Origin of the sequence: Fictibacillus iocasae, from assembly GCF_042665465.1 — a bacterium.
GTDB classification, from domain to species: Bacteria; Bacillota; Bacilli; order Bacillales; family Fictibacillaceae; genus Fictibacillus; species Fictibacillus iocasae.
On record NZ_JBHTCP010000013.1, the window covers coordinates 191,335 to 215,833 of the forward strand.

General features: G+C 48.3%; 25 protein-coding genes and 1 pseudogene. 4 read left to right on the top strand and 22 right to left on the bottom strand.

Translation table 11 applies throughout. The features are described from left to right. Positions 1-241: 241 nt before the first annotated feature. The 4 genes from ACFQPF_RS07620 to ACFQPF_RS07635 all read right to left on the bottom strand — a co-directional run bounded on the left by ACFQPF_RS07620 (position 242) and on the right by ACFQPF_RS07635 (position 2,769). Positions 242-814 carry a TIGR01440 family protein gene (locus ACFQPF_RS07620; protein WP_379748200.1) on the bottom strand — a complete coding sequence of 191 codons (573 nt, stop codon included), beginning with the start codon at positions 812-814 and terminating at the stop codon, positions 242-244. 22 nt (positions 815-836) lie between these two features. Continuing rightward, positions 837-1,277, bottom strand: a complete 441-nt coding sequence (rpiB, locus tag ACFQPF_RS07625; RefSeq protein ID WP_379748202.1) for a ribose 5-phosphate isomerase B — start codon at positions 1,275-1,277, stop codon at positions 837-839. 52 nt (positions 1,278-1,329) lie between these two features. Further along, positions 1,330-1,935 (bottom strand): low molecular weight protein arginine phosphatase, encoded by a 606-nt coding sequence (locus ACFQPF_RS07630; protein ID WP_379748204.1) that lies wholly within the window; start codon positions 1,933-1,935, stop codon positions 1,330-1,332. A gap of 309 nt (positions 1,936-2,244) precedes the next feature. Further along, positions 2,245-2,769 carry a manganese efflux pump MntP gene (locus ACFQPF_RS07635; RefSeq protein WP_379748481.1) on the bottom strand — a complete coding sequence of 175 codons (525 nt, stop codon included), beginning with the start codon at positions 2,767-2,769 and terminating at the stop codon, positions 2,245-2,247. A gap of 195 nt (positions 2,770-2,964) precedes the next feature. Here ACFQPF_RS07635 and ACFQPF_RS07640 point away from each other — a divergent pair, with 195 nt between their 5' ends. Then, a complete protein-coding gene (locus ACFQPF_RS07640; protein WP_379748206.1) occupies positions 2,965-5,187 on the top strand; it encodes a PAS domain S-box protein in 2,223 nt (740 codons plus the stop codon). Between the two features lie 84 nt (positions 5,188-5,271). Here the strand turns inward: ACFQPF_RS07640 and ACFQPF_RS07645 are convergent, their stop codons facing one another. From ACFQPF_RS07645 to ACFQPF_RS07680, 8 genes are all read right to left on the bottom strand, one after another. Next, the gene (locus ACFQPF_RS07645; RefSeq protein ID WP_379748208.1) at positions 5,272-6,336 is read right to left on the bottom strand and encodes an L-threonylcarbamoyladenylate synthase; all 1,065 of its coding nucleotides are present in this window, start codon (positions 6,334-6,336) and stop codon (positions 5,272-5,274) included. Between the two features lie 121 nt (positions 6,337-6,457). Beyond that, positions 6,458-6,895, bottom strand: coding sequence for a GNAT family N-acetyltransferase (locus tag ACFQPF_RS07650; RefSeq protein WP_379748210.1), 438 nt, complete (start codon positions 6,893-6,895; stop codon positions 6,458-6,460). Positions 6,896-7,014: 119 nt separating this feature from the next. Then, positions 7,015-7,695, bottom strand: coding sequence for a stage II sporulation protein R (gene spoIIR, locus ACFQPF_RS07655; protein WP_379748212.1), 681 nt, complete (start codon positions 7,693-7,695; stop codon positions 7,015-7,017). Positions 7,696-8,060: 365 nt separating this feature from the next. Continuing rightward, entirely contained in the window at positions 8,061-8,924 is an 864-nt protein-coding gene (gene prmC, locus ACFQPF_RS07660; protein ID WP_379748214.1) for a peptide chain release factor N(5)-glutamine methyltransferase, read from the bottom strand. 1 nt (position 8,925) lies between these two features. Beyond that, positions 8,926-9,999, bottom strand: a complete 1,074-nt coding sequence (gene prfA / locus ACFQPF_RS07665) for a peptide chain release factor 1 (RefSeq protein ID WP_379748216.1) — start codon at positions 9,997-9,999, stop codon at positions 8,926-8,928. A 130-nt stretch (positions 10,000-10,129) separates the two neighbouring features. After that, on the bottom strand, positions 10,130-10,519 hold the full coding sequence (locus tag ACFQPF_RS07670) for a DUF6173 family protein (RefSeq protein ID WP_379748219.1): 390 nt from the start codon (positions 10,517-10,519) through the stop codon (positions 10,130-10,132). Between the two features lie 80 nt (positions 10,520-10,599). After that, positions 10,600-11,253 (bottom strand): MOSC domain-containing protein, encoded by a 654-nt coding sequence (locus ACFQPF_RS07675; RefSeq protein WP_379748221.1) that lies wholly within the window; start codon positions 11,251-11,253, stop codon positions 10,600-10,602. A gap of 64 nt (positions 11,254-11,317) precedes the next feature. Next, a complete protein-coding gene (locus ACFQPF_RS07680) occupies positions 11,318-11,635 on the bottom strand; it encodes a hypothetical protein (protein WP_379748223.1) in 318 nt (105 codons plus the stop codon). Between the two features lie 152 nt (positions 11,636-11,787). Here ACFQPF_RS07680 and ACFQPF_RS07685 point away from each other — a divergent pair, with 152 nt between their 5' ends. Then, on the top strand, positions 11,788-13,119 hold the full coding sequence (locus ACFQPF_RS07685; RefSeq protein ID WP_379748226.1) for an FAD-dependent oxidoreductase: 1,332 nt from the start codon (positions 11,788-11,790) through the stop codon (positions 13,117-13,119). Between the two features lie 60 nt (positions 13,120-13,179). After that, positions 13,180-13,320: a hypothetical protein gene (locus ACFQPF_RS07690; protein ID WP_379748228.1), complete on the top strand. Its 141-nt coding sequence runs from the start codon at positions 13,180-13,182 to the stop codon at positions 13,318-13,320. 37 nt (positions 13,321-13,357) lie between these two features. On the opposite strand, the gene ACFQPF_RS07695 is transcribed toward ACFQPF_RS07690, so the two are convergent. The 9 genes and pseudogenes from ACFQPF_RS07695 to ACFQPF_RS07735 all read right to left on the bottom strand — a co-directional run bounded on the left by ACFQPF_RS07695 (position 13,358) and on the right by ACFQPF_RS07735 (position 21,746). Then, positions 13,358-13,825 (bottom strand): hypothetical protein, encoded by a 468-nt coding sequence (locus ACFQPF_RS07695; RefSeq protein WP_379748230.1) that lies wholly within the window; start codon positions 13,823-13,825, stop codon positions 13,358-13,360. Between the two features lie 232 nt (positions 13,826-14,057). Continuing rightward, on the bottom strand, positions 14,058-14,672 hold the full coding sequence (locus ACFQPF_RS07700; RefSeq protein WP_379748232.1) for a thymidine kinase: 615 nt from the start codon (positions 14,670-14,672) through the stop codon (positions 14,058-14,060). A 293-nt stretch (positions 14,673-14,965) separates the two neighbouring features. Then, positions 14,966-15,211, bottom strand: a complete 246-nt coding sequence (locus tag ACFQPF_RS07705) for a type B 50S ribosomal protein L31 (protein ID WP_379748234.1) — start codon at positions 15,209-15,211, stop codon at positions 14,966-14,968. A gap of 117 nt (positions 15,212-15,328) precedes the next feature. Continuing rightward, on the bottom strand, positions 15,329-16,615 hold the full coding sequence (gene rho / locus ACFQPF_RS07710; RefSeq protein WP_379748236.1) for a transcription termination factor Rho: 1,287 nt from the start codon (positions 16,613-16,615) through the stop codon (positions 15,329-15,331). Between the two features lie 202 nt (positions 16,616-16,817). Further along, on the bottom strand, positions 16,818-17,786 hold the full coding sequence (glpX, locus tag ACFQPF_RS07715) for a class II fructose-bisphosphatase (RefSeq protein WP_379748238.1): 969 nt from the start codon (positions 17,784-17,786) through the stop codon (positions 16,818-16,820). A gap of 293 nt (positions 17,787-18,079) precedes the next feature. Further along, positions 18,080-19,372, bottom strand: coding sequence for a UDP-N-acetylglucosamine 1-carboxyvinyltransferase (murA, locus tag ACFQPF_RS07720; RefSeq protein ID WP_379748240.1), 1,293 nt, complete (start codon positions 19,370-19,372; stop codon positions 18,080-18,082). A gap of 136 nt (positions 19,373-19,508) precedes the next feature. Next, positions 19,509-20,159 carry a fructose-6-phosphate aldolase gene (gene fsa, locus ACFQPF_RS07725; protein ID WP_379748242.1) on the bottom strand — a complete coding sequence of 217 codons (651 nt, stop codon included), beginning with the start codon at positions 20,157-20,159 and terminating at the stop codon, positions 19,509-19,511. 163 nt (positions 20,160-20,322) lie between these two features. Continuing rightward, positions 20,323-21,186: a class II fructose-1,6-bisphosphate aldolase gene (gene fba, locus ACFQPF_RS07730; protein WP_379748244.1), complete on the bottom strand. Its 864-nt coding sequence runs from the start codon at positions 21,184-21,186 to the stop codon at positions 20,323-20,325. 256 nt (positions 21,187-21,442) lie between these two features. Further along, positions 21,443-21,746 (bottom strand): annotated as a pseudogene (locus ACFQPF_RS07735) (response regulator). Positions 21,747-21,914: 168 nt separating this feature from the next. Here ACFQPF_RS07735 and ACFQPF_RS07740 point away from each other — a divergent pair. After that, positions 21,915-22,430: a DUF2529 family protein gene (locus ACFQPF_RS07740; RefSeq protein WP_379748246.1), complete on the top strand. Its 516-nt coding sequence runs from the start codon at positions 21,915-21,917 to the stop codon at positions 22,428-22,430. Positions 22,431-22,555: 125 nt separating this feature from the next. Here the strand turns inward: ACFQPF_RS07740 and pyrG are convergent, their stop codons facing one another. Next, on the bottom strand, positions 22,556-24,157 hold the full coding sequence (pyrG, locus tag ACFQPF_RS07745) for a CTP synthase (RefSeq protein WP_379748248.1): 1,602 nt from the start codon (positions 24,155-24,157) through the stop codon (positions 22,556-22,558). Positions 24,158-24,499: the final 342 nt, after the last annotated feature.

Here is a 24,499-nt window from a genome sequence, read left to right on the forward strand (position 1 = left end):
TTTAGAGCATTTATTTGCAAGTTAGGAGAATTTATTTGCAAATTTCATCGACTTATTTGCAGGTTCAAAAATTTATTTGCACCGAGAAATTTTATTTATTTTTCGACACACTTATTTGCAGCAACCCGGCTTTATTTGCACACGCATCTCATGCACACCACACGCCTTCGCACAAAAAAAGAAACCTTCAAAGCACCAAGGCTTCAAAGGCTTCCTCTCTATCAAAAATAGCTTAAATAGCTTAAAAACAGCGGATGTCTTCTTTGGAAGGATAGACGGCCCGTTCGCCGCCGATCAGCTTCGGCCGGGTTTTGGCCAGTGTCACATGCGCCTCTCCCACCTGCTTCACTTCACTTCGTACAGGAACCGCGACATGCTTTAAGTGCATGCCGATAAACGTATCTCCGATGTCGATGCCTGCATCGGCCTTGATGTATTCCACGACAACCGGCTCGTCAAAGTGATGAAAGGCATGCGTGGCGAGGGCGCCCCCTGCGCTTCGTGCTGGCACGACACGCACTTCTTCATACCCTTTTTTCTCTGCGTCGGCCCGTTCCATGACGAGGGCACGGTTTAAATGCTCGCAGCACTGAAACGCCAGCATGACGCCTGTTTCGTGCTGAAACTCCTTTATGCCGCTGTAAAGAGTACTCGCGGTCTCCATCGTGCCCGATGTCCCGATTTTCTCACCCATTACCTCACTCGTGCTCGCGCCTATCACTAACAGCTGTCCGCTTCGTAAGCTTGCCTGTTTTTGCAGATCACGCAATGCCTGTAGGACCTGACCTTGAATTTCCTGAAGCTGTTCGCTCATTGTTCCTTATTCGTCCTTTCGTTTATCTTCCTTCGTATTCCGTGATTTTGCCGACACGGCGTGCATGGCGTCCGCCTTCATACTCAGTCTCCACCCATACCTTGGCAATTTCCTGTGCCAATCCTGGTCCGATCACACGCTCACCCATCGCCAGTACGTTCGTGTCGTTATGCTGACGCGTGGCCTTTGCGCTGAAAAGGTCGTGCACGAGCGCACAGCGGATGCCTTTTACCTTGTTCGCTGCAATGCTCATTCCAATGCCTGTACCGCAAATCAGAATGCCTCGATCCGCCTCACCGTTTGCCACTTGTGTTGCAACCGGAATCGCATAGTCCGGGTAATCGACTGATGTATCGCATTCACAGCCCATGTCCGTTACGGTATGTCCCATTTCTTCGAGCATCGCTGCGATATCCTTGCGCAGCTGAACACCTGCATGATCCGATCCAATTACAATTTTCATCTATATCTGCTCCTTTAACTGTTGTTGCGATTATTGTACATCCCCTATTACTTTAGTTATCGTACTTTTTTAAGAATTTTTCAAGCAAGACAGCAAGTTCGTCACGAGTTTGCTGATACATGCCGAGCGTACCGCCGTACGGATCCATGATATCAAGATTCGGCGCCTTGTTTTCAAGTTCCTGCAGCTTTCTGACAAGCGGCTCTACCGCCTTGGAAAACTGTTCCGCCCGCTCAGTGTCCTTTATTTCTCCGCTGCCAAGAAACGATGATTTCAACGTCTCTATCTCGGCGAGCAGCTTATATTGCTGATCAAACACGCTCTGCTCTTCTGGATCGAGAACATGCTCTTTTAATGTGAATGTTTTCTCAACCGCTTCAGGCCATTGCTGAATGATGGCAAATTTATGATTTTCCGTCATCGTCAGAATCAGATCTGCCCAGCCGGCAAGCTCTTTATTCATGAATTGTGACGAGTGGGAGTGGGTGACGTTCTGTTCGTTCAGCGCACTGGCAGCATGCTGGCTGATCGGTGAACCTTGTGCGGCGAATACACCTGCAGATTTCACATGAAAACGGCCCTTACCCTTTTCTTTTAAAAGTGCTTCAGCCATCGGACTGCGGCACGTGTTTCCTGTACACACAAACAAAATGTTCATGATTGTGCTCACCTCTTACTCTAGTTTTCCCAAAAACGGCTAAAGATAACTTGGCTGACGCCATGTATTAAAGTCAGCCTTAGTTGACCTTATACTTTAATCCTAAACTTTTTGAGTGCGTCAATTATCTTCCCTGTTAAAACGTTATGCTTTCTTGAAGTGCAAGAATAAAAGCCGTGCTCCCTTATCACTCTAGCATAAATCAGTGTGCTTGGGAGCATGGCTGTTTGATCGTCACAAATGGAGTTTGATGGCAGGTCGGCACACCCGGATGGTTATGAAACGTACCGGACCCCCAAATTACCCAAATTAAAAGAGAAGCTTTACGCCGAATGCCATGAGGATGCAGCCGCCGAGGGCTTCGCTGTAGGAGCCGAGCCATTTTTGCACCTTAGAGCCCATGAACAGGCCGCTCCATGTGAGGATCATGCTCATGAACCCGAACATCATAATGACGGCGGCTGTTTTGGCGCCGTAAATGCCAAGCGATAAGCCGACTGAGAAGCTATCGAGACTGACGCTCAGCGCGAACAGCAATAGACCGAATCCAACGGGTGTCAGAAAAGGCTGATCCTCTTTGGAAAAAGAGGCGCGGATCATCTGCAGTCCCATGAGCAGCAATAGGATGCCGCCGATCATAGTGGCGATGCCGCCAAAGTGAACGGAAATCTGTTTGCCAAGTGTCATGCCGAGAAGGGGCATGATCATATGAAATAATCCTATCGTCACACCAATTTTCAAGATTTGTTTTTTCCGAAGCTTGAGCATCCCCATGCCTAGTCCGATAGAGAAGGCATCCATGCCGAGAGCGAAAGACATCAACCAAAGTGTCATCCATTCACCGATTCCAGCCAAGCGTTTCACTCCCTCTTCTGTGCTACTTATACCTATGCACGTCCCAAAGGGGTTAGAAGAGAAAATTGTACAAGTCAGGCCGACAATTTAACTAGCTGCGAAAAAGGGATTCCTCTACTTTTAGCGTATATATTTTATTAACTAAATCTCTTGCAAGGGGGGCAAAAGTACGTCATGGGAGAATCCAACTCACCGACACAGCACGCCAGCAGCATAGAAACTCAACTTCCCTATTTATCTGCAGGCATTTCTAAGCAAAAAAGCATGACGTTTACTTTCAAAAAGGAAAACGGAGAAATCATCATGACCGAAAGCGAAGGAGCCTTATTTGATGCTTTCGGATTAACAAGAGACCATGTGATCGGAAAATCAATAAAAGATATCTTTCCACCTAAAGTGGCTGAGCTGAAGCTAAAGTATTACGAACGAGCCTGGAACGGGGAAAGTGTCACCTATGAAGCGGTTTTAAATGGCATTCCATTTTTAGCCGCGATCGGACCTGTGTACCGAGATGGCAAGATTGTCGAGGTATACGGCTTTTGTGTGGACTTGACCGAGCGTGTCACGATGGAACGGCAGCTAGCCGAGAGCGAACAGCGTTTCCAATCGTTAATCGAGCACAATATGGATGCCTTATTCTCTGTGGATCTGAACGGCCGCTTCACGACGGTAAATCCCGCGTGCGAGATACTGACCGGTTACACGCAATCAGAGCTGCTTGGCATGTCCTTTCATCCTTTGCTGCCGAAGGAGCGCCATTTCCAAGCAGAGCAGCAATTTAAAGAAGCGCTTAACGGCAATCCCCAAACGTATGAGATTATGATTTGCATTAAAAGCGGCGAGCAGCGGTTTGTAAACTTGACGGTAACACCGATCATCGTGGTGGACCAGGTACTTGGAGTTTACGGAATCGCAAAGGACATAACCGAGAAAAAGAATTATGAGCGTGAACTGCGTGATACGAAAGAGCTGCTTGAAGCGGTGATCTACAACTCGACAGACGCCATCTCGATTATGAATTTCAGTGATCACACCACACAAGTGAATCCCGCTTTTGAAGAAACGTTCGGATTTAGCGAGGCCGACCTGAATCAATCAGCCTCTGAAATTCTTCCTGTCGTGCCAGAAGAAATGGTGCCTGAATCCGAGCAGCTGTTAAAAATCGTGAAAAAAGGCGGCTACGTAAAAAGCCATGAAACCATTCGGCTTCATAAAAGCGGACGTCGATTAAACGTCAGCCTCTCGCTCAGTCCGGTGTTCGGCGATAACGGAGAGGTCATCGCTATGTCCGCCATCTCGCGCGATATTACGGAGCGTAAAATAAAAGAAAAGGCGCTTCGAGCTAGTGAGGAAAAGTACCGGATCATCGCAGAAAACACGATGGATTTAATTGCTGTTGCCGAACCGTCAGGCAGAATTACCTATGTGTCACCTTCCAATAAGCAGCTGTTAGGCTTTGATCCGTCCTATTACATAGGGAAAAACGGCCTCATGTTCTTCCACCAGGATGACCGGATGAAAGCAAAAACAGCTTTCCGGACGATGGCATCGACCAGGCTGCCTGTTAAGTTTGAAGCGCGCTGCCTGCACGCCAATGGCAGCTATGTGCTGCTCGAATCACAGGCGACTCCGGTCGTGAATGATGAGAACCATGAGCTTGAAAGTGTCGTGGTCGTGTCGAGGGATTTGACAGAACGGAAGAAAACGGAGGAAATGCTGCGAAAATCGGATAAGCTGTCTGTTCTCGGCCAGCTTGCTGCTGGAGTGGCGCATGAAATTCGCAACCCGTTAACCTCTATTAAAGGATTTTTGCAGCTGCTTCAATCTCGCGCGACAGAGAATGCAGAGTATTACAGCATCATGCTGTCTGAAATCGACCGGATTAATGGAATCGTTGGAGAGTTCATGCTTCTTGCCAAGCCGCAAGCGATGAATTTTACATTAACGAACATCAAGATGCTCATGGACCATGTCATCTCTCTTCTCGATTCGCAGGCTAATTTAATGAACGCTCAAATTTATTTCGACTGCGATAAGGACCTGCCATCTGTTTGGTGCGTAGAAAATCAGATCAAACAGGTGTTCATCAATATCTTAAAAAATGCGATCGAGTCCATGCCAGCTGGCGGCACGGTGCGCATCCGGCTGCGATTGAAAGATGGATACATCGTGACCTCCATCACCGACGAAGGCTGCGGGATTGAAGAGAGCCGGCTGAAAACGCTTGGTGAACCGTTCTATACCACTAAGGAAAAGGGCACTGGGCTTGGCCTTATGATCTGCTACAAAATCGTTGAAAATCACGGCGGCAAAATCACCATACACAGCAAGGTCGGTGAAGGCAGCACCTTCACGATCGCCCTTCCGCTATTAGACGAAAAACCTGAAGCCGAATAAATGGCTCAGGTTTTTTTGAGTGCGTTGTGTTATATAGCTGTATCACACTAAAATGAAGCCTTCTGAAAAAAGGCTTCATTTCGCTTATTTATCCTCTTCCACCATCATGTTTCCGCCAGCCGCCTTTTCCAGACGGTTCATGATCGCATCGCCGACTCCGTGTTTTGGAAACACCTCACCGTATATGATGTCGACCTTCGCCTCATTGAACGCACGAAGCGCATCATAAAGCGCAGCCGCTACCGTTTCCGGCCGGCTCCTGACACCTGCAGGAATCACAGCGTCTGCTGAATAAAAGCCTTCGTTTTCAACAGTCGTCAGCACACCTGCCCGGCGCCCTTCCGACTTAGCTTGTTTGACAAGCTGTTGGATAAATTCTCTCGAGCCATTCACGAGCACAAACGGCGCATCTGGTGCGTAATGGGTATATTTCATTCCTGGAGAACGAGGCGCCGTATCTTTTTTAGTAAAAGAAGGATCGACATACACAGCACATCCAAGCACGTGTTCAAGCTGCTCTTTCGTCACGCCACCTGGCCGCAAAATGGTAACCTGTCCATCCACAGAACAATCCACAACCGTGGATTCCACCCCGATGCCTGTCTGGCCGCCATCCACAATTCCCGGTATACGCCCCGACAGATCTTCATAAACATGCACAGCAGAAGTCGGACTCGGCTTTCCGGAAAGGTTTGCACTTGGCGCAGCAAGAGGCACACCGCATGATTTGATAAACTCAAGCGCAACAGGATGGTCCGGCATGCGGACAGCGACCGTGTCCAAACCGCCGGTTACACGCGCGCTCACCTTGCTTCCTTTTGGAAAGATGATCGTGAGCGGGCCAGGCCAGAACGCTCCCATCAGTTTGTTCGCTTTGTCAGGAATCTCTCCCACCAAATCTTGAAGCTGCGATCTTTCCGCAATATGAACGATCAGCGGATTGTCGCTCGGACGGCCCTTCGCTTCATAAATCCTTCCAATGGCCGTGTCACTGTAGGCATTTCCGCCAAGACCATACACCGTCTCCGTCGGAAAAGCGACCACCTCGTCTTTTTTTATCCACAGGGAAGCTTGGATAAGCTGTGAATTTTTTTCAATCACTTGCTCAGAGTTATCCACAGTCCAGACCATGGTATTGTATGTCATCATAATTGGCATTCCTTTCAGGTGCAGCAGCCGTCCGCATTGAAAACCGTTACATCGCAAAACTTTTATATCCACAGAGTTATGCACATAACTGTTAAAAATGTGGACAAGTTGTGGGCAAACATCAATGCAATGGATAAGACAGCAGCACAACCTTTTCTTCAGCATTGTTTTGATAGTGAGCACTGTTCTTGATCTGTTCAGGTATCTCTTCACTTTTCACAGGAATAAACGATAACTGTTCAAAAAAAGAAACCGATTTAGTAAGCAGATAAATCGTTTTAACGCCCTTTTTCTTAGAGTATACCAAAATCTTGTCCATCAGCTTAAGCAAAAGAGATTCTGTGGAATAATCCTGCTTCAGAACAAATGAACGAAGAAGGCCATCCTCCCCCATCTTCTCAAGTCCCACCGTTCCAATCGTCTCGCCTTCACTGTTCTCCACAACCAGATAATTGTGGATAGAATCCTGAATGCCCGCCGCTGTCAAACCCGCTTTCCCTACTAGCTTCAAAATGTCGTTCGATTCAAACGACATCGCCTGACGTAAAATAATCCCCATATTTCTATCCTCTCCTAAAGGTGATTTTCATCCTATACAGAAACAAAAGGCCCATCACCAATCGATGAAAGCCTTCTTTTACACTACTCTATGAAAATGAAGCATGAAATATGAGTGATTTAGGAGAATAATGTACCGACCGCATCAAAGAGGGAACCGAACAGTTCAACTAAGAAGAACTTCGTTTGCACCGTCTCTTCTTCATCATCAGAAACGTTCTCCGCCTGAAGCGGTGCGTCACCTTGCTTAGACGCCTTACCGTCTTTTTCATCCGACTTCACTGCGTCCCCGTTCTCAAAATCCAAGAAGCAAAGCGGAGGGAACAGCACACACCACCAATTAGCTCCCGTACCTTCCCCAAGCGTAATCAAAACCGCTTCATAGTTACCAGCCGGATAAACAAACTCGCCGTACATCTTTGTTGGAAAAGCCACTTTATCAAATTGCACTGTGAAATCACGCTTAGCTCCAAGCTGCTTCAGCTCGCTCTTCACAATCTGCTCGATTGCAGGAAGCTGCTGCTTAATGATTTCACGCGCCTCTTTAATGTCCTTGATCCCACCAACCCACGTCGTAATCTGCTTGTTCACTTCATCTCTGATCTGACGCTTAAGCAGCTGATCGGCTGCATTGTCGCTGTTAGCGAGAATGCGAAGACGTATCGACTCGTCCGGAATCTGAACCGAGCCATTCAACGTGGCGTTCGCCACCTTCGTTTGCGTTTCAAAAAATAAGAACATCACCGCTAAAGAAATTAATAGAATAAAAATAAAATGATGGCGCTTTTGTCTTTTCTTCATCCCCAACCGTCCCCTTTCAACCTCATGAGAACAGTGTGAACAGAATAAAAGAAAAAAATACTAGTTTGCTAGTATTTTTTAAAAGTTTTTTATTGAGCGTTAAAACATGTTTGGATTTGGTTCTTGGACCGGGTATGGCGAACATGTTCTTCGATGTCTTCAAACATCTGGGGTCCGGTACCGTGATGTGGTTGTTTTGGCTCTTGGACCGGGTATGGCGAACATGTTCTTCGATGTCTTCAAGCATCTGGGGTCCGGTACCGAGATGATGACCTTCGGTATCATCAAGACCGTTATCGGTACCGGACCCCACTGTGGGAGGCGGAGAAGCAAAAGCTGGTTTTGGTTGTTTAAATGGGCTAACCTCAGCTCTTAATTCTAACACTCTCCGCAAACACCATACGGTCCTTACCCGAGATGTCATGTTTGACGTATACTAGAGCGCCTGGGAATGTCAGGCGGAGCATTTCTGCGACGGGTTCGCCTTGGCCTCCGCCGACTTCAAAGCCGATGAAGCCGCCGTCGTTGAGGACGAGCGGCAGCTCCTCCATGAAGCGGCGGTAAAAATCGAGGCCGTCTGTTCCGCCGCTGAGCGCACGATATGGCTCGCGGTCTTTGACGATCGTCTCCAGCTCGAGGATATCTGCGTCTGGAATATACGGCGGGTTTGATACGACCGCGTCCACCTTCATACCGCCCGAGATCAGCGGCTGCAGCAGGTCGCCATGCATAAACGTCACAGTGGCGCCGAGTGCGGCGGCATTTTTTTCTGCTACTTCAATCGACTCGTGAGCAATATCGACTGTACTTACATTGAGTTCATCGTTCTCAAGCGCAAGCGTCACCGAGATGGCGCCGCTTCCTGTCCCGACATCAACCATTTTTTTCACGTGTGAATACTTTTTCACAAGATACAGCACATGCTCCACCAGTTCTTCTGTCTCTGGCCGCGGTATGAGCACTTCACGGTTCACGGTAAACGTTCGGCCGTAAAACTCTTCGTATCCTGTAATATACTGCACCGGCTCGCCCTCTGCGTGCAGGCTGACAGCACGCTCAAACGCCTCGAAATCATCCCTTTTCATCTCGTCGCGCATCTTCATCATCAGTTCAGTTCTGGACAAACCGCCAAGGACGTGGCGCAAAAGGATTTCTGCCGCAAAACCTTCCCGCCCCTTGCTTTCTAAAAAAGAAGAAGCCCAGGACAGGGCTTCGTGTATGTGTTTCATTTTAGCTATCCGCCTGTGCTTTCATCTTGCTCGTCTGGTCTTCTGTAATAAGCGCCTCGACGAACTCGTCCAATTTTCCAAGAAGGATCTGGTCAAGCTTCTGGATGGTCAGACCGATACGGTGGTCCGTCACTCGGTTTTGCGGGAAATTGTACGTACGGATACGCTCAGAGCGGTCACCTGTACCAACGGCAGATTTACGCGACTCATCGTATTTCTTCTGCTCTTCCTGGCGGATTTTGTCCGCCACACGCGCGCGAAGAACCTTCATCGCCTTTTCTTTGTTCTTGATCTGAGACTTCTCATCCTGACATGATACGACCGTACCTGTCGGCAAGTGCGTCAAACGGACCGCAGACTGCGTCGTGTTAACCGACTGTCCGCCAGGTCCTGATGAAGTGAACGTGTCGACACGAACGTCTTTTTCGTGGATCTCTACTTCAACTTCTTCCGCTTCTGGAAGAACGGCTACCGTCGCTGTGGACGTATGAATGCGTCCGCCAGATTCCGTCGCAGGAACACGCTGTACGCGGTGAGCGCCATTCTCATATTTCAGCTTCGAATACGCGCCGTTACCACTAATCATGAAGATAATTTCCTTGTAGCCGCCAAGCTCGGTATACGAAGCCTCGATGACTTCTGTCTTCCAGCCTTGCACTTCCGCATAACGGCTGTACATGCGGTAAAGGTCGCCGGCGAACAATGCCGCTTCGTCTCCGCCTGCTGCGCCGCGCACTTCGACGATAACGTTCTTGTCGTCATTTGGGTCTTTAGGGAGAAGAAGGACCTTCAGCTTCGCGATAAATTCTTCGATCTGCTCTTCTAGCTCGTTGATTTCTTCTTTTACCATGGCTGTCATTTCAGCGTCCATTTTCTCTTCAAGCATAAGCTTTGCGCCGTCGAGCTGCTCTTTTGCTTCTTTATACTCGCGGTAGACCGCTACTTGCTCCTGCAGCTGAGACTGTTCTTTCGAATAGTCGCGCAGTTTATTGTTATCGCTGATCACTTCTGGATCGCTCAATAGTTCGTTCAATTTATCATATCGGGCTTCAATCGTTTCTAACCGTTCAAACACGCTTTTCACCTCATTTATCGTTGCATAACATTCTAATTATATGCTTTTGCGGTACAAGTCTCAACTGTATTTCAAAAAGTGCACAAAAAGAGCTTCTCTTGAAAATAGGTCTCCAAGAAAAGCTTGTCCGTTATCCTTCGATTGTAAAACCAATTCTTTTCTTCGGTTCGTCCGGCTTCAGTCGCTTCACTTCCATGAGCAGGAAGCTGAGCTGTGAGACATGCTGGATGAGCTTGACCGGGTTCTCTTCCGGCGTAAACCCAGCGAACGTGATCAAGCTCGGGTTCACATAGCCAATCTGGGATACGTGGAACTGGATGGTTTTCCCGAACGAGACGAGCTTCATGCCGACCTCATGATCGTGATCAAGCTGTGAATCAAACTCATTGATCATGTTCATCAGCGCTTTATGAAAGTCACTTGCCAGGTTTGGATTGCTCGTATCTTTCGGTAATGCTTCCACTGGATGCTTCACTTCTGCTGGCATCTTGTAATCTTCCAGGTTAATTTTTGTTTCCATTTCGGCCACCCCTTTTTTAAAAACAGCTTCTTTACAGTCCTTTTCCCTTAATAACGTAAAATAGAACATCAATTCGCTGATTAAGAGGCAGGAAAAAGATTCCTCATTTTCTTTTCCATGAATTGACGCAGTCCTTCCGCTAATGCCTCGCACTCCAATATCTGATTCAGGTCTGCTTGTGATGGTTTCTTATATATCGCCAGGTTCATGAATCGGACCGTCAAGTTCGGGTAAGGGCGTTCCTTTAGCACCGGGTTATCTCCCTTTTTCACATAACCTTCCTGAAGCACCCTGAAATAATAGCCGGTGAAACCTGTGTCGGCCACTTTTTTTACAAGGTCTGGCCGATTATGTCTCGCCCCGAGCTTCGCGCACGGCTGGCGCGGCTCTGACACTTGCACGATGGCTTCGCCTATGCGCCATATGTCGCCGATGCACACACGATCCTCTGTCATGCCAGCGAGCGTCAGGTTCTCACCAAATGAAGCAGCAGGCATCACGGTCCCGAGCTCACTCTCCCAATAGGCATAATGCTCAAACGGATAGGCGCACGCGGCTTTATCCACACCGCCATGCACTTCTAAGTTTCCCTGTCCGTCTCCTTCAAAATGAAGAGAATGCAGGAATACAGGGTTTTCTGCAGGCTGTTTCTTGAACGCAGACCGCACTTCTTTTCCGTTAACGACCAGTACGCCAGGAAGCCCAACATTCAGCGATGCTACTAGACACTTCATCTATCCACCCGCTCTCACGATTTGTGATTAAATTATCACCCAGCGAGGGCATTATTGACAATATCTAGAATATATTTTTCCGCAATCGCTCGTAGTCGAGGCGATTCTGGTTCATACGGATCGCTTTTGTCAGCTCTTCAATGACAACCTTTTCATCCGTAATGATATTAAAGCAGTGCGAGACCGTCGCAAAGTGCCCGAAGAACTGTGTGCTGCCGGCATAATGCGGATCTTCTGTCACATTCTTTTTATTCTTCACGATAAAATTGCCCATGGCTTCATACACCGGATCCAGCGGCTTCTTATCGAGCAGCTTCAGCAAATGCGTGACCGGCTCTGTCGGAGAATTCCAGCCAGGCCCATTTGATTTAATTTCAAGCACACACGTCACCCTCTTTCTTTACGATAAAGTTTCGATTTTCGATGCCGCTTAATGTTGGTCATAAAGGAAAATAGCGGGACTTATCGAAAAATAGAGGTTAAGATATGCTGAAAACCGGGAATACTAAGCTGTTAAGAAAGGGGCTGAGTTTCATGAAATTTGCCATAATCGGCGGTGACGCAGCTGGCATGAGTGCCGCGATGCAGATCGTACGCCATCTGCCAGACGCAGATATTACAGTATTTGAAAAAGGCGGCATCTATTCCTATGGCCAGTGCGGGCTGCCATATGTTGCCGGCGGCCTTATACCATCCACCGATAAATTAATCGCGCGCTCTGTTGAGACGTTTCGAGAAAAATATAAGATCGATGCGCGGACTTATCATGAAGTCCAAGCTGTCGATGCACAGAACAAGACCGTGACAGGATTACATACGAAAACGAACGAACCTTTCACCTTTTCCTATGACAAGCTCCTGGTCGCCTCAGGTGTCCGGCCGCTCATGCCTGACTGGTCCGGCACCCACCTGGACGGCGTGCATGTTGTCAAAACCATTCCTGACATGGAGCGTCTGCTGGCTGATTTACAGAACAGCATGCGTGAAGTGACGATCATCGGCGGCGGCTACATCGGGCTCGAAATGGCTGAAAACATGAAAGCAATCGGCAAAAACGTCCGCATTATCCAGCGCGGATCACAGGTAGCTGGCATTTTTGATGACGAAATGGCCTCACATATTTTACAAGAAGCGGAGAAACACGGGATTGAAATTTGTCTGCAGGAGGAAGTGCTCGGGTTCAAGGGCGATGACCGCGTCCAGTTTGTGAAGACGGCGAAAAAGGACTATATGACCGACCTTGTCATTGTGAGTGTCGGAGTGAAGCCGAACACGGATTTTCTGAAGGGAACGGGCGTGGCGCTTAACGATCGCGGAGTTGTGATCGTCGATGAATACATGCAGACGAACGTTGAAGGAATTTATGCGGCGGGAGACTGCGCGACACAGTACCATATCGTGAAAAAAATAAACGATCACATCCCGCTCGGAACGACGGCCAACAAGCAAGGCCGGATCGCCGGGCTGAACATGGTCGGCTTGAAAAAACCGTTTAAAGGCGTCGCAGGCACATCGATCATCCAGTTCATGGACCTTTCGTTAGGCAAAACAGGGGTTTCAGCGAAAGAGGCTGAGAAGATCGGGTTGACGTTTAAAAGTGTAGACATTTCAGCGAACAGCCATGCCGGATATTATCCAGGTGCGGAGAAGCTGCAGATAAGAATATTGTTCGCGGAAGACAGCAAACAATTGCTCGGAGCACAGATTATCGGGAAAAAAGGCGTTGATAAACGGATCGATGTGATCGCAACCGCCCTTTATTGTGGAATGACCATTGATGATCTGATTGATCTGGATTTAAGCTACGCCCCGCCCTACAACGGCGCGTGGGATCCTTTGCAGCAAGCGGCAAGACGTGTGAAGTAAAACGCCGTGTTTCACCATCACCAAACTGGGGGAACTTGAACTCTAAAGGAGGCGATGATCATGACAGAGCCGAAAAAAGACTTCGACCGTGAAGCAGAAAAGCAGCGCGAACAGGCGAGGCAGGAATCGTTAAAAGACACAGCAAGACAGGCAGCCGACGAGCAAAACAGGCTGAAGGAGCAGGAAAATTTACGGAAGTAGCAGAAAAAGAGCCGGTTTTCGGCTCTTTTTCTTGTGTTCAGTCGATCTTTAACGAGTAGTTGTAGCGTGGCACAGCGGTTTGCACGGCATTGATCACGTTTCGGCGAATCTTGCTGCGTTCTTTTTTCGACGTGTTACTTGGAACATTCACATGAATATGGGCAAAGTTTCCATTGATCGAAACCATCTGCGGCTCAATCCCGGTCCTATTTTTCACGACTCGGCGAATATAGTCCTGATCGTCCGAGATATCAAACCGGGTCGTGTTCATCGTCCGGTAATCATGCGGATTCATGTTCGTATCGGTCGAATAGTTGATGCGCGGCTCATTCTTCGTTACATGGTAATTGACGATGCCGTGTCCGAATAACGTGTCACGAATATCCTTTTTGTCTTCATATGCAGCAGGCTCAATCTTCCCGCTCGCTTCCGGCGGCTTCACCGGCGAAGAACACGCTCCAAGCAGTATAACTGCTGCTGATAAGCTGAAAATGACCTTCCTCACAGCCTACACCTCCCGTACCATTAAAATCCCCCATTCGCCATGATGGCATGAAGGGAAATAATGTATGGCGGAGGGAGATTTGAGGGCGCGTGCAAATAAAATTTTAGAGGTGCTAATAATGTGTCCGGATTTGCAAATAAATGTTCAAGATTTGCAAATAAACTCTCAAGATTCGCAAATAAATGCGAAAACAAGCCAGACTCCCTTGAGGATCCGGCTTGTTAAAAGAGCATTATTGATTAAACGCGTCGTTTTTCAGCTCGTTCCGCTTTTTCCCTGGCACTTGGTGGCAGTGGCGACAGCGTGGCTCGTACGATTCTGACGCGCCGACTAAGATAATCGGGTCATCATAGGATGCAGGCTCGTCATTGATGAGGCGCTGTGTACGGCTTGCAGGGGAACCGCACACCTGGCAGATCGCCTGAAGCTTCGTGACGTGTTCAGCGAGAGCCATAAGCTCGGGAACCGGCCCGAACGGCTCGCCTCTGAAGTCCTGGTCCAAGCCTGCCACGATCACGCGCATGCCTTGATCGGCAAGCTCCTGCGCGACTGGAATGATGTCCATGTCGAAAAACTGCACTTCGTCAATCGCCACAACCTCTGTTTCTGGACGGACATTTTTTAAGATATCGACCGAACGACCGACTGGCTCGGCGATTACTGCTGTTCCGTTATGCGATACGACCGATTCCTCGCTGTACCGGTTATCGATCAGCGGCTTGAAAACCTGCACTTGCTGTTTGGCGTAGTTCGCGCGGCGAACACGGCCGATCAGCTCCTCCGATTTTCCAGAAAACATGCTTCCGCAAATCAGCTCAAGCCAGCCGTGGTGTTTCATGATATACATGTTCCGGTTCCCCCTTCCGATGGTCATTCTTCTATTTAGTATGTACAAACGTACGAACATATAAAGAAAACTTGGCAGACGACAAGCTTTTGGCGTCAGCCTTAGCTGCACTTACACTATGGACATTAACTTTTTAGCCACGTCGAGTCGAAACAGCGTAAAGAAAACTTAGTAGACGACAAGCTCGGGCTTTGCTTGACAAAATGTCATAACATGTAAAAAATCCGCCTAAAACTCACGGATTTTTAGAATAAATGAAGAAAAAAAAAGGGCAAGATAACTTGCCCTTTTGATTACTTCATGTTGTATTTCTTTTTGAAGCGGTCAACACGTCCACCAACGTCAGTAAACTTCTGACGGCCTGTGTAGAACGGATGAGTGTCAGAGCTGATATCCACTTTGATCACTGGGTATTCGTTTCCATCTTCCCACTTCATTGTTTCGCTAGAAGACAATGTAGAACCGGAAAGGAAAGTGAATCCGCTTTGTGCATCTACAAAAAGAACCTTTTTATAGTTTGGATGAATAGCTTCTTTCATTCGTTATCACTCCTTCTGCCCTGGATTCCGAGGAAGAGCCAGAGTTAAATAAACACATAAAAACAGTATAACAGGGACGTTACGACTTTGCAACAGAACTTGGAGGAGAAAAATATTCTAATTTTGCAATGTTTTCGGGCGTTTCGTGTTCCCGTTTTTCTCGGCTTCAAACATCTCAAAGAACGCTTCATTGTTCGGTGTGCGCTTCAATCGCTTCATGAAATTATCCACAAAATCAATGGAATCGACCATCGTTTTACGAATCGACCACAGGTGTTCAAGATGCTCTTTTTCGATAAGCAGCTCTTCTTTTCGAGTTCCAGAACGGCGGATGTCGATCGCCGGGAAAATGCGGCGCTCAGCCAGCTTACGGTCGAGGTGAAGCTCCATGTTTCCGGTTCCTTTAAATTCTTCATAAATGACATCATCCATGCGCGAGCCTGTTTCCACAAGGGCCGTCGCCAAAATCGTCAATGAGCCGCCTTCTTCAATGTTTCGGGCAGCACCGAAGAAACGCTTCGGACGGTGGAACGCTGCCGGGTCGATACCGCCTGAGAGCGTACGTCCGCTCGGCGGGATAACAAGGTTATACGCACGCGCAAGGCGTGTGATGCTGTCGAGCAGGATCACGACATTTTTCTTGTGCTCCACTAGGCGCATCGCACGCTCAAGCACGAGCTCAGCGACCTTGATGTGGTTTTCTGGCACTTCATCAAACGTGGAGCTGACAACATCGCCTTTTACCGAACGTTCGATGTCAGTCACTTCCTCCGGGCGCTCATCGATCAGAAGAACGATCAGCTCCACCTCAGGGTTGTTCGTAGTGATGCTGTGCGCGATTTCCTTGATCAAGCTTGTTTTCCCCGCTTTTGGAGGAGCGACGATCAAGCCGCGCTGACCGAAGCCGACTGGTGCGATCATATCGATGATTCGAGTTGAAATGTTCTTGCTCTCTGTTTCCATCACCATTTTGCTGTCTGGATATAAAGCCGTCAGCGCAGGGAAATGAACGCGGTCCTTTGCCGTTTCAGGATCTTCGCCGTTCACCATGTTCACCTGCAGCAGGCCGTAATAACGCTCGTTTTCTTTCGGCGGACGCACTTTTCCAGAGACTTTGTCCCCGTTTCTAAGCTCAAAACGGCGGATCTGCGACGCGGAAATATAAATATCCTGCGAGCTCGGTGAGTAGTTGATCGGACGCAAAAATCCGAAGCCCTCTGTCGGAATGATCTCTAATATTCCCTCCATGAACGAGAAGCCATCGTTTTCAGCCTGCGCTTTTAAAATGGAAATCATGAGCTCACGCTTCGTCAGCTTGCCGTAGTATGGTACTTTATATTCTTTTGCCAGTTCGTACAATTCTTTTAACTTCTTGTTTTCTAAATCGGATAGTAAAATACCCATTCTGACACCACACTTATCTATATCGTTTTTTATACTTAGCTGTTGGGATAAATTGTTTTTTTAGGAAGGAAGGAAAAGGAGATGTTTTTCTCATAAAAACATTTACTTCTTATTTTAACCATAACGCGCTACATTAATCAAATACGCTCATAGAGAAAAGGGAAAAAGCGCAGAAAGCATCTGCGTTTTCCCCTTGACCTGTCTATGGTTTAATCACAAGATCCGGTTTCTTCTTCAAGCTGTGGCGGCCGTCAATGAAACGGACCGTTCCCGATTTGGCACGCATAACAACGGACTGCGTTGTGCCCGTAGATCCTTTGAATTGAACGCCCTTTAACAGTTCTCCATCCGTGACGCCTGTAGCGGCAAAGATCGCATCGTCTCCTTTAACGAGATCTTCCATGCGAAGAACACGGTTCACATCAGTGATGCCCATTTTAATGCAGCGCTGCAGTTCCGCATCGTCCTGCGGCAGCAGCTTTCCTTGAATCTCCCCGCCTAGGCATTTCAGCGCAACCGCCGCAATAACACCCTCAGGCGCACCGCCTGATCCGAACAAGATGTCGACACCTGTTCCTTCAAACGCAGTGTTGATCGCAGCGGCCACATCGCCGTCAGAAATCAGCTTGATGCGTGCTCCAGCTTCTCTGATTTCTTGGATGATCTTTTCGTGGCGCGGACGGTCAAGGATCGTTGCGACAACGTCTTCGATATCCTTGTTTTTCGCTTTTGCGACAGCACGCAGGTTGTCTGTCACCGAAGCATTGATGTCAATCATGCCCACCGCTTCCGGGCCGACCGCAATTTTATCCATATACATATCAGGAGCGTGCAAAAGGTTTCCATGATCCGCGATCGCAAGCACGGCGAGCGCATTCCACGTTCCGCTTGCCACGATGTTCGTTCCTTCTAGAGGATCGACGGCTACGTCCACGCGCGGACCGTAGCCCGTCCCAAGCTTCTCGCCGATATAAAGCATCGGCGCCTCATCCATCTCGCCTTCTCCGATCACGACCGTTCCTTTCATCGGAATCGTGTCAAATACATTGCGCATCGCGGTTGTTGCCGCATCATCTGCCTCGTCCTTCTTGCCCCGCCCCATCCAGCGTGCGGACGCAAGTGCTGCTGCTTCTGTTACTCGAACCAATTCCATTGATAAGCTTCTTTCCACGGTTTCCACTCTCCTTATTCTGGTAACGCTTACAAATCTATTCAATGAAAATCGCCTGGTTGTAGGCGATCAAGTTTGTTTATTTAAGGATTCAAGGATGTGTTGATTTCCGTTTCAGGCGCACGCTTTCCGCAGGGTGGGCGGTGAGCCCCTTCGTCGCAAGCGCCATTGAAGGGTCTCACCTGTCCCACTTATCCTGCAGGAGTCGGCGCCTTACACTCCAATCAACTTCTTCATTGATGAATTCAAAGACGTCCTTGAGCCCCTCAATTCAGACAGTGTCTAAAAAAAAATCAGGAATTCTTCATTTCTTGCATTTCTTCTGCGTCCATGTTTTCTCGCCAGATTTTGGCGCCGAGTCCTGTGAGTTTGTCGACGAGTGACTCGTAGCCGCGGTCGATGTGTTCGAGGCCGGAGATTTCTGTGACGCCTTCTGCCATGAGGCCGGCGACGACTAGTGCCGCGCCTGCGCGCAGGTCGCTCGCTTTTACTTTTGCGCCCTCTAGGCGTGCAGGGCCGTTGATGATTGAAGAGCGTCCTTCAACCTTTACGTTCGCTCCCATGCGACGAAGCTCGTCGATGTGCTTGAAGCGCGCGCTGTAGATCGTGTCGGTCACGATGCTTGTCCCTTCTGCTCTCGTTAAAAGAGAGGTGAATGGCTGCTGCAGATCAGTCGGGAAGCCTGGGTACACCAATGTTTTAATATCCACGCTCTTAAGCGGACGGTGGCTCGAATGTACGAGTACTTGATCGTCCATCGTCTCAATCGCTACGCCCATCTCGCGGAGTTTGGCAATCAATGATTCGAGGTGCAGCGGGATGACGTTATCGATCGTCACCTGCTGGCCCATTGCAGCCGCCAGAATCATGTATGTGCCTGCCTCGATGCGGTCAGGAATGATAGAGTGCCTGCAGCCATACATTTTGTCGACGCCTTCAATACGGATGACATCTGTCCCTGCTCCTTTAATCTTCGCTCCCATACTGGTTAAAAGTGTCGCAACATCGATAATTTCTGGTTCTTTTGCCGCGTTTTCAATGATTGTCTGACCTTTAGCGCGGACAGCAGCGAGCATGATGTTGATAGTTGCCCCGACGCTGACAACGTCCAGATAAATGCGGGCACCGATCAGCTCGTCTGCACGAAGATAGATGGCACCTTGCTCGTTCGTTACTTTCGCACCAAGTGCTTCAAAGCCCTTAATATGCTGGTCAATCGGACGCGGACCGAGGTTGCAGCCGCCAGGAAGGCCGATAACGGCTTTCTTAAAACGGCCGAGCATCGCACCCATCAAATAATAGGAAGCACGGAGCTTCTTTACTTTTCCGTTCGGAAGAGGCATTGAAATCATGTTCGCTGGGTTAACGGTAAGCGAGTTGTTCTCATCCAGTTCTGCTTCTCCGCCAATCTCCTCTAAAAGATCGCGAAGCAGCCTCACATCTGAAATGTTTGGAAGATGGTCGATGGTAACAGTCGATTCGGCTAGAATGGTAGCCGGGATCAGCGCAACGGCACTGTTTTTCGCCCCGCTTATGTGAACGGTCCCCTCAAGCGGAAAACCGCCTTCGATCATTAGCTTTTCCATGGTTAACTCCCTTCTTCTCTGACTCTATGAATAAGATAAGGTTAGTATTTGCAGTATAAGGAAAATAAATCCAAAAACAAAAGCAGGCGGAGAGGCAGTTCTCTCCGCTTACTTGTTCTATTTCTGACGATGAATGCTATTGTTGCTGAGAAGCGCGGTAATCGGCTAAAAATTTCTCGATGCCTTGGTCCGTCAGCGGGTGCTTCATCAAGCCGTGGATAACAGATGGAGGAACGGTCGCGATGTGGGCACCGCGCATCGCCGCTTCTGTCACGTGTATCGGGTGGCGGATGGATGCCGCAATGATTTCAGTCGGGATGTCATGAACCGCAAAGATGGCAGCGATCTGCGAAATCAGTTCTAATCCGTCCTGGCCGATATCATCCAAACGTCCGAGGAACGGTGAAACGTACGTCGCACCTGCTCGTGCAGCAAGAAGCGCCTGATTGGCAGAGAAAATAAGCGTTACGTTTGTTTTGATATTGTTGTCGCTGAACGTCTTGACCGCTTTTAGGCCGTCAGCCGTCATCGGAACTTTTACCGTGATGTTCGGGGCGATCGCTGCAAGCTCTTTCCCTTCGTTCACCATTTCTTCGTATGTCGTGCCATTTACTTCCGCACTAACAGAACCAGAGACAAGCTCTGTGATCTCGCGCAGGCGGTCATGAAAATGAACGCCCTTTTCTTTCGCTACCAGGGACGGATTTGTCGTCACGCCTGCCAGAATGCCGAGGTCATGGGCTTCACGAATTTCATCAATGTTAGCGGTATCAATAAAGAATTTCAAAAGGATACATCTCCTTCAACTTATTGTATGGTCTTAAACGATACTATTGTTTCCAGAGAGCCGGATTTCTACGCTGATTATAGCGCCAGCCCGTTACTTTGTACTTCCCCATTGTAAATGAAACCGCCTATAAAGTATAGGCGGTTTCATGTTTGGTTTGATTTTACGCTTTGTTGGAAGAACCGAACTCGCGCATCTTCCCTTGAACTGTTGTCTGAATCGCATCACGCGCTGCAGTCAAGTACGAACGAGGGTCGTATTTGCCTGGGTTAGCGGAAACGTATTCTTTAACCGCGTTGTGAGAAGCAATTTGGTTTTCAGTGTTTACGTTAATTTTAGCTGTTCCAAGAGAGATCGCTTTTTGGATGTCTTTTGTAGGGATTCCTGTTCCGCCATGAAGGACAAGCGGTACACCAGTCAATTCCATAACTTCCTTCATGCGGTCGAAGCCAAGGTTCGGCTCGCCTTTGTAGGGTCCGTGAACCGACCCAAGAGCTGGAGCGAAGCAGTCAACGCCTGTTTCGCGTACTAGCTGATCGCACTCAGACGGGATCGCGTATGCTGCATCCGCATCTTCTACAACAAGATCGTCTTCTTGTCCGCCGATGCGGCCAAGCTCAGCTTCAACAGAAACGCCGTGGATGTGAGCAAGCTCAACCACTTTTTTCGTTAACTCGATGTTTTCCTCAAGCGGGTGGTGAGAACCATCGATCATTACAGACGTGAAGCCTGCGTGAATCGCTTCTGCACACTTTTGGAAGCTTGAACCGTGGTCAAGGTGAATTGCCACAGGAACCGTTACTTTGTATTCCTCCATAAGAGCTTTAACCATGCTCACAACGAGCTTGAATCCGCCCATATAACGAGCAGCACCTTCAGAAACTCCAAGAATAACTGGAGACTTCTCTTCTTGAGCTGCCTTTAAGATAGCCTGCGTAAATTCCAGGTTATTAAGATTGAATTGTCCTACCGCGTAACCCTCTGCTTTTGCTTTTTCAAGCATTTCTTTCATTGATACTAAAGGCATATGAAAGATCCTCCTTGGTATATTGGTACGATCCGGCTGATCGCCGATTGCAGTTTGTCCAAGTGTTTAGCGCCAGACAAGATCGGGCAAAAAATAACGCATTACTTTTTGTTCCCTCAAGGCATAGCAAATAAACACCGTGGTTTGTCTATTTTCACAACTATTATAGCATACCAAGACAGCCTGAAAACCGCAATAAATCAAGGTTTTTCGGTGCAAACGCTATCATTTGCGCAATGGCGCGGGATTTTTAATTTTAAGAGGATTTTTCAGGAAGAGGAAGTTCTTTCCTGACAGCCGCCCGGATTTCATCGATATCAAACGGCTTGGCAAAATGAGTGATCGCGCCAAGCTTCATTGCTTCATGAATCATATCCAGCTCTCCGTATGNGGATTTTCATATCTAAAATAACGAGATGAGGCGCTTCTTTCTCGACAATCGACAATGCCTGCACACCGTTAGCCGCTTGATACGTCTTATAGCCTTCTTTTTGAAAAATTTCATTCAGCAATATACGAATGCCGTACTGGTCATCTACGATTAAGATTTTACCTTCCATGCTGACTCCACCTCTATTTGAATTTTGATGATCGTTTTCGTTTTGTGTTCATCTTTAACGTATTCGTTACATGTTAGTTTTTTCCTTCTCACAAATGTGAAAATAGCACGCAATTTCAGTATACTAAAAAGATGCATTATGTACTGAACATGTTCGGAGGAAAAAAACATGCTTAAAATTTTCAATACCCAGCTCACTGGCTTGTTCCAAACTATCGAGAAAACATCAGAAGAAACCATCGAGGACGCAGCACGCCTGCTTGCTCAGTCTCTTTTTTCAGAAGGCACTGTCTACTTTTTCGGCAAGGCCGAGATGATGGCAGTCGCCTATGAAGGGGTGACCGGACCGAACGCCATTGCGTCTAGCTCCTTTTACGATAAAACGGTTGAGCTGACTGAAATGGACACGGTTGTCGTGAGCGCACGATATGCAGCAGATGGTGATGCGTTAACGGCCGCCGAAAAAGCGCGCGCTGAGGGTGCCCGCACGATCTTTATCGGAGCTGTTGAAAAAGGGATCGATGTTGAGGGGTTACCATATGATGCGGTGCTCGACACCAAAGCGGTCCGCGGCCTCATCCCCCAGGACGACGGCACACGCACAGGCTTCCCGTCAGCCATCTGCGGACTGTATGTCTACCAGGCGCTGCACATCACGGTGAGCGAGTATATGGAGGAGTTTTAAATAAAGCCTAAAGTTAAAAACAAAAAAACAAACCGGGGTCCGGTACTGAACGGCTGGAACGCGGCAATCATGCCGCTGTTCCAGCCGAGGTACCGGACCCCGAACTTTTCGAACTTTTTGTGTAATTATTTTTTCAAATGAACGACTGCGCCGATGAAGTCGCGGAATAGCGGCTGCGGGCGTGTCGGTCGCGATGTAAACTCTGGGTGGAACTGTGAAGCGACGAACCATGGGTGATCCTTGATCTCGATCACTTCCACTAGACGGCCGTCAGGAGACGTTCCTGAGAACACAAAGCCTTTCGCTTCCATCTGCTCACGGTATTCGTTGTTGAACTCATAACGGTGACGATGACGCTCATAGATCACTTCATCTTTATACGCATCGAACGCTTTTGTGTTTTCCTTTAGCTTACAAGGCTGCAATCCGAGGCGAAGTGTACCGCCAAGATCTTCTACATCCTTCTGCTCTGGAAGAAGATCAATCACTGGATAGTTTGTTTCAGGGTTAAGCTCGGCAGAATGCGCCCCTTCAAGGCCAAGCACGTTACGAGCAAATTCTACGGAAGCCAGCTGCATGCCTAAGCAAATACCCAGGAACGGCACATTGTTTTCACGCGCGTATTGTGTGGCAAGGATTTTCCCTTCCACACCCCGGTCTCCGAAGCCGCCAGGCACAAGGATTCCGTCAGCATCTTTTAGAAGCTCGTTTACGTTTTCTGCTGTCACATCTTCCGAGTTGATCCAGTCGATATCGATATCGGCGTCGAACTGATAGCCCGCATGGCGAAGGGATTCGACAACGGAGATATACGCATCTTGAAGAGCCACATACTTACCAACAAGCGCAATTTTCACTTTGCCTGACAAGTTCATGACGCGGTCGATCAATACCTTCCACTCTGTCATGTCTGCTTCTGGGCAGTCCAGCTTCAAGTGTTTGCACACGAGGTCATCCATGTCCTGATCTTGAAGGTCGATCGGAACCTGGTAAAGCGTCTCGGCATCACGCGCTTCGATAACCGCTTTTGGATCGATGTCGCAGAAAAGGCCGATCTTATCTTTCATTTCCTGCGGTACCGGCATTTCCGTACGGACTACGATAATGTTCGGCTGGATTCCAAGGCTGCGAAGCTCTTTGACACTATGCTGTGTCGGCTTTGTCTTCATTTCTCCGGCTGCACGGATGTAAGGAAGAAGCGTACAGTGAATGTACATCACGTTTTCAGAGCCGAGGTCACTCTTCAGCTGGCGGATCGCTTCAAGGAATGGAAGGCTCTCAATATCCCCTACCGTTCCTCCGATTTCTGTGATAACTACGTCTGCGTTTGTTTCGCGTCCAGCACGCTGGATGCGTTCTTTGATCTCGTTCGTTACGTGCGGGATTACCTGAACGGTTCCGCCAAGATATTCGCCGCGGCGCTCTTTACGAAGAACAGTAGAATAAATTTTCCCTGTTGTCACAGAGCTGTATTTGTTTAAGTTGATGTCGATGAAACGCTCATAGTGGCCAAGGTCAAGGTCTGTTTCCGCCCCGTCGTCCGTTACGAAAACTTCACCGTGCTGATACGGACTCATCGTTCCTGGATCCACGTTGATGTAAGGGTCAAACTTTTGAGTCGTCACCTTCACTCCGCGGTTTTTCAGCAAGCGTCCTAGTGAAGCTGCTGTAATTCCTTTTCCTAACGAGGAGACAACGCCGCCCGTTACAAAAATATACTTTGCCATGTCCACTTTCCTCCTAGTACCTAATATTGCTTGGTCCAATTACAAATCTACGTTTATAATGACCAAACTTGCGACTATTACTATAAAAAATAAAAAAACAAAAGTGACACTTCCCCTAATAACAGGGGGCACTTTTGTTTTATAAGTAACGATTTATGCTTTTCACATACAGGTTTAGCCCAAAAATGATATTACCGAAATCGAGTTCCTATGTCAAGGCGAAAAAAGAAGAAATAGAAAGGCTGGGGTCCGGTACAGGATCCTTGTATGGTGTCCTGTACGTGATCCGTGTATGGGGTCCGGTACCGCATATGGACATTCGGGGTAAATTTGTCCATTCCA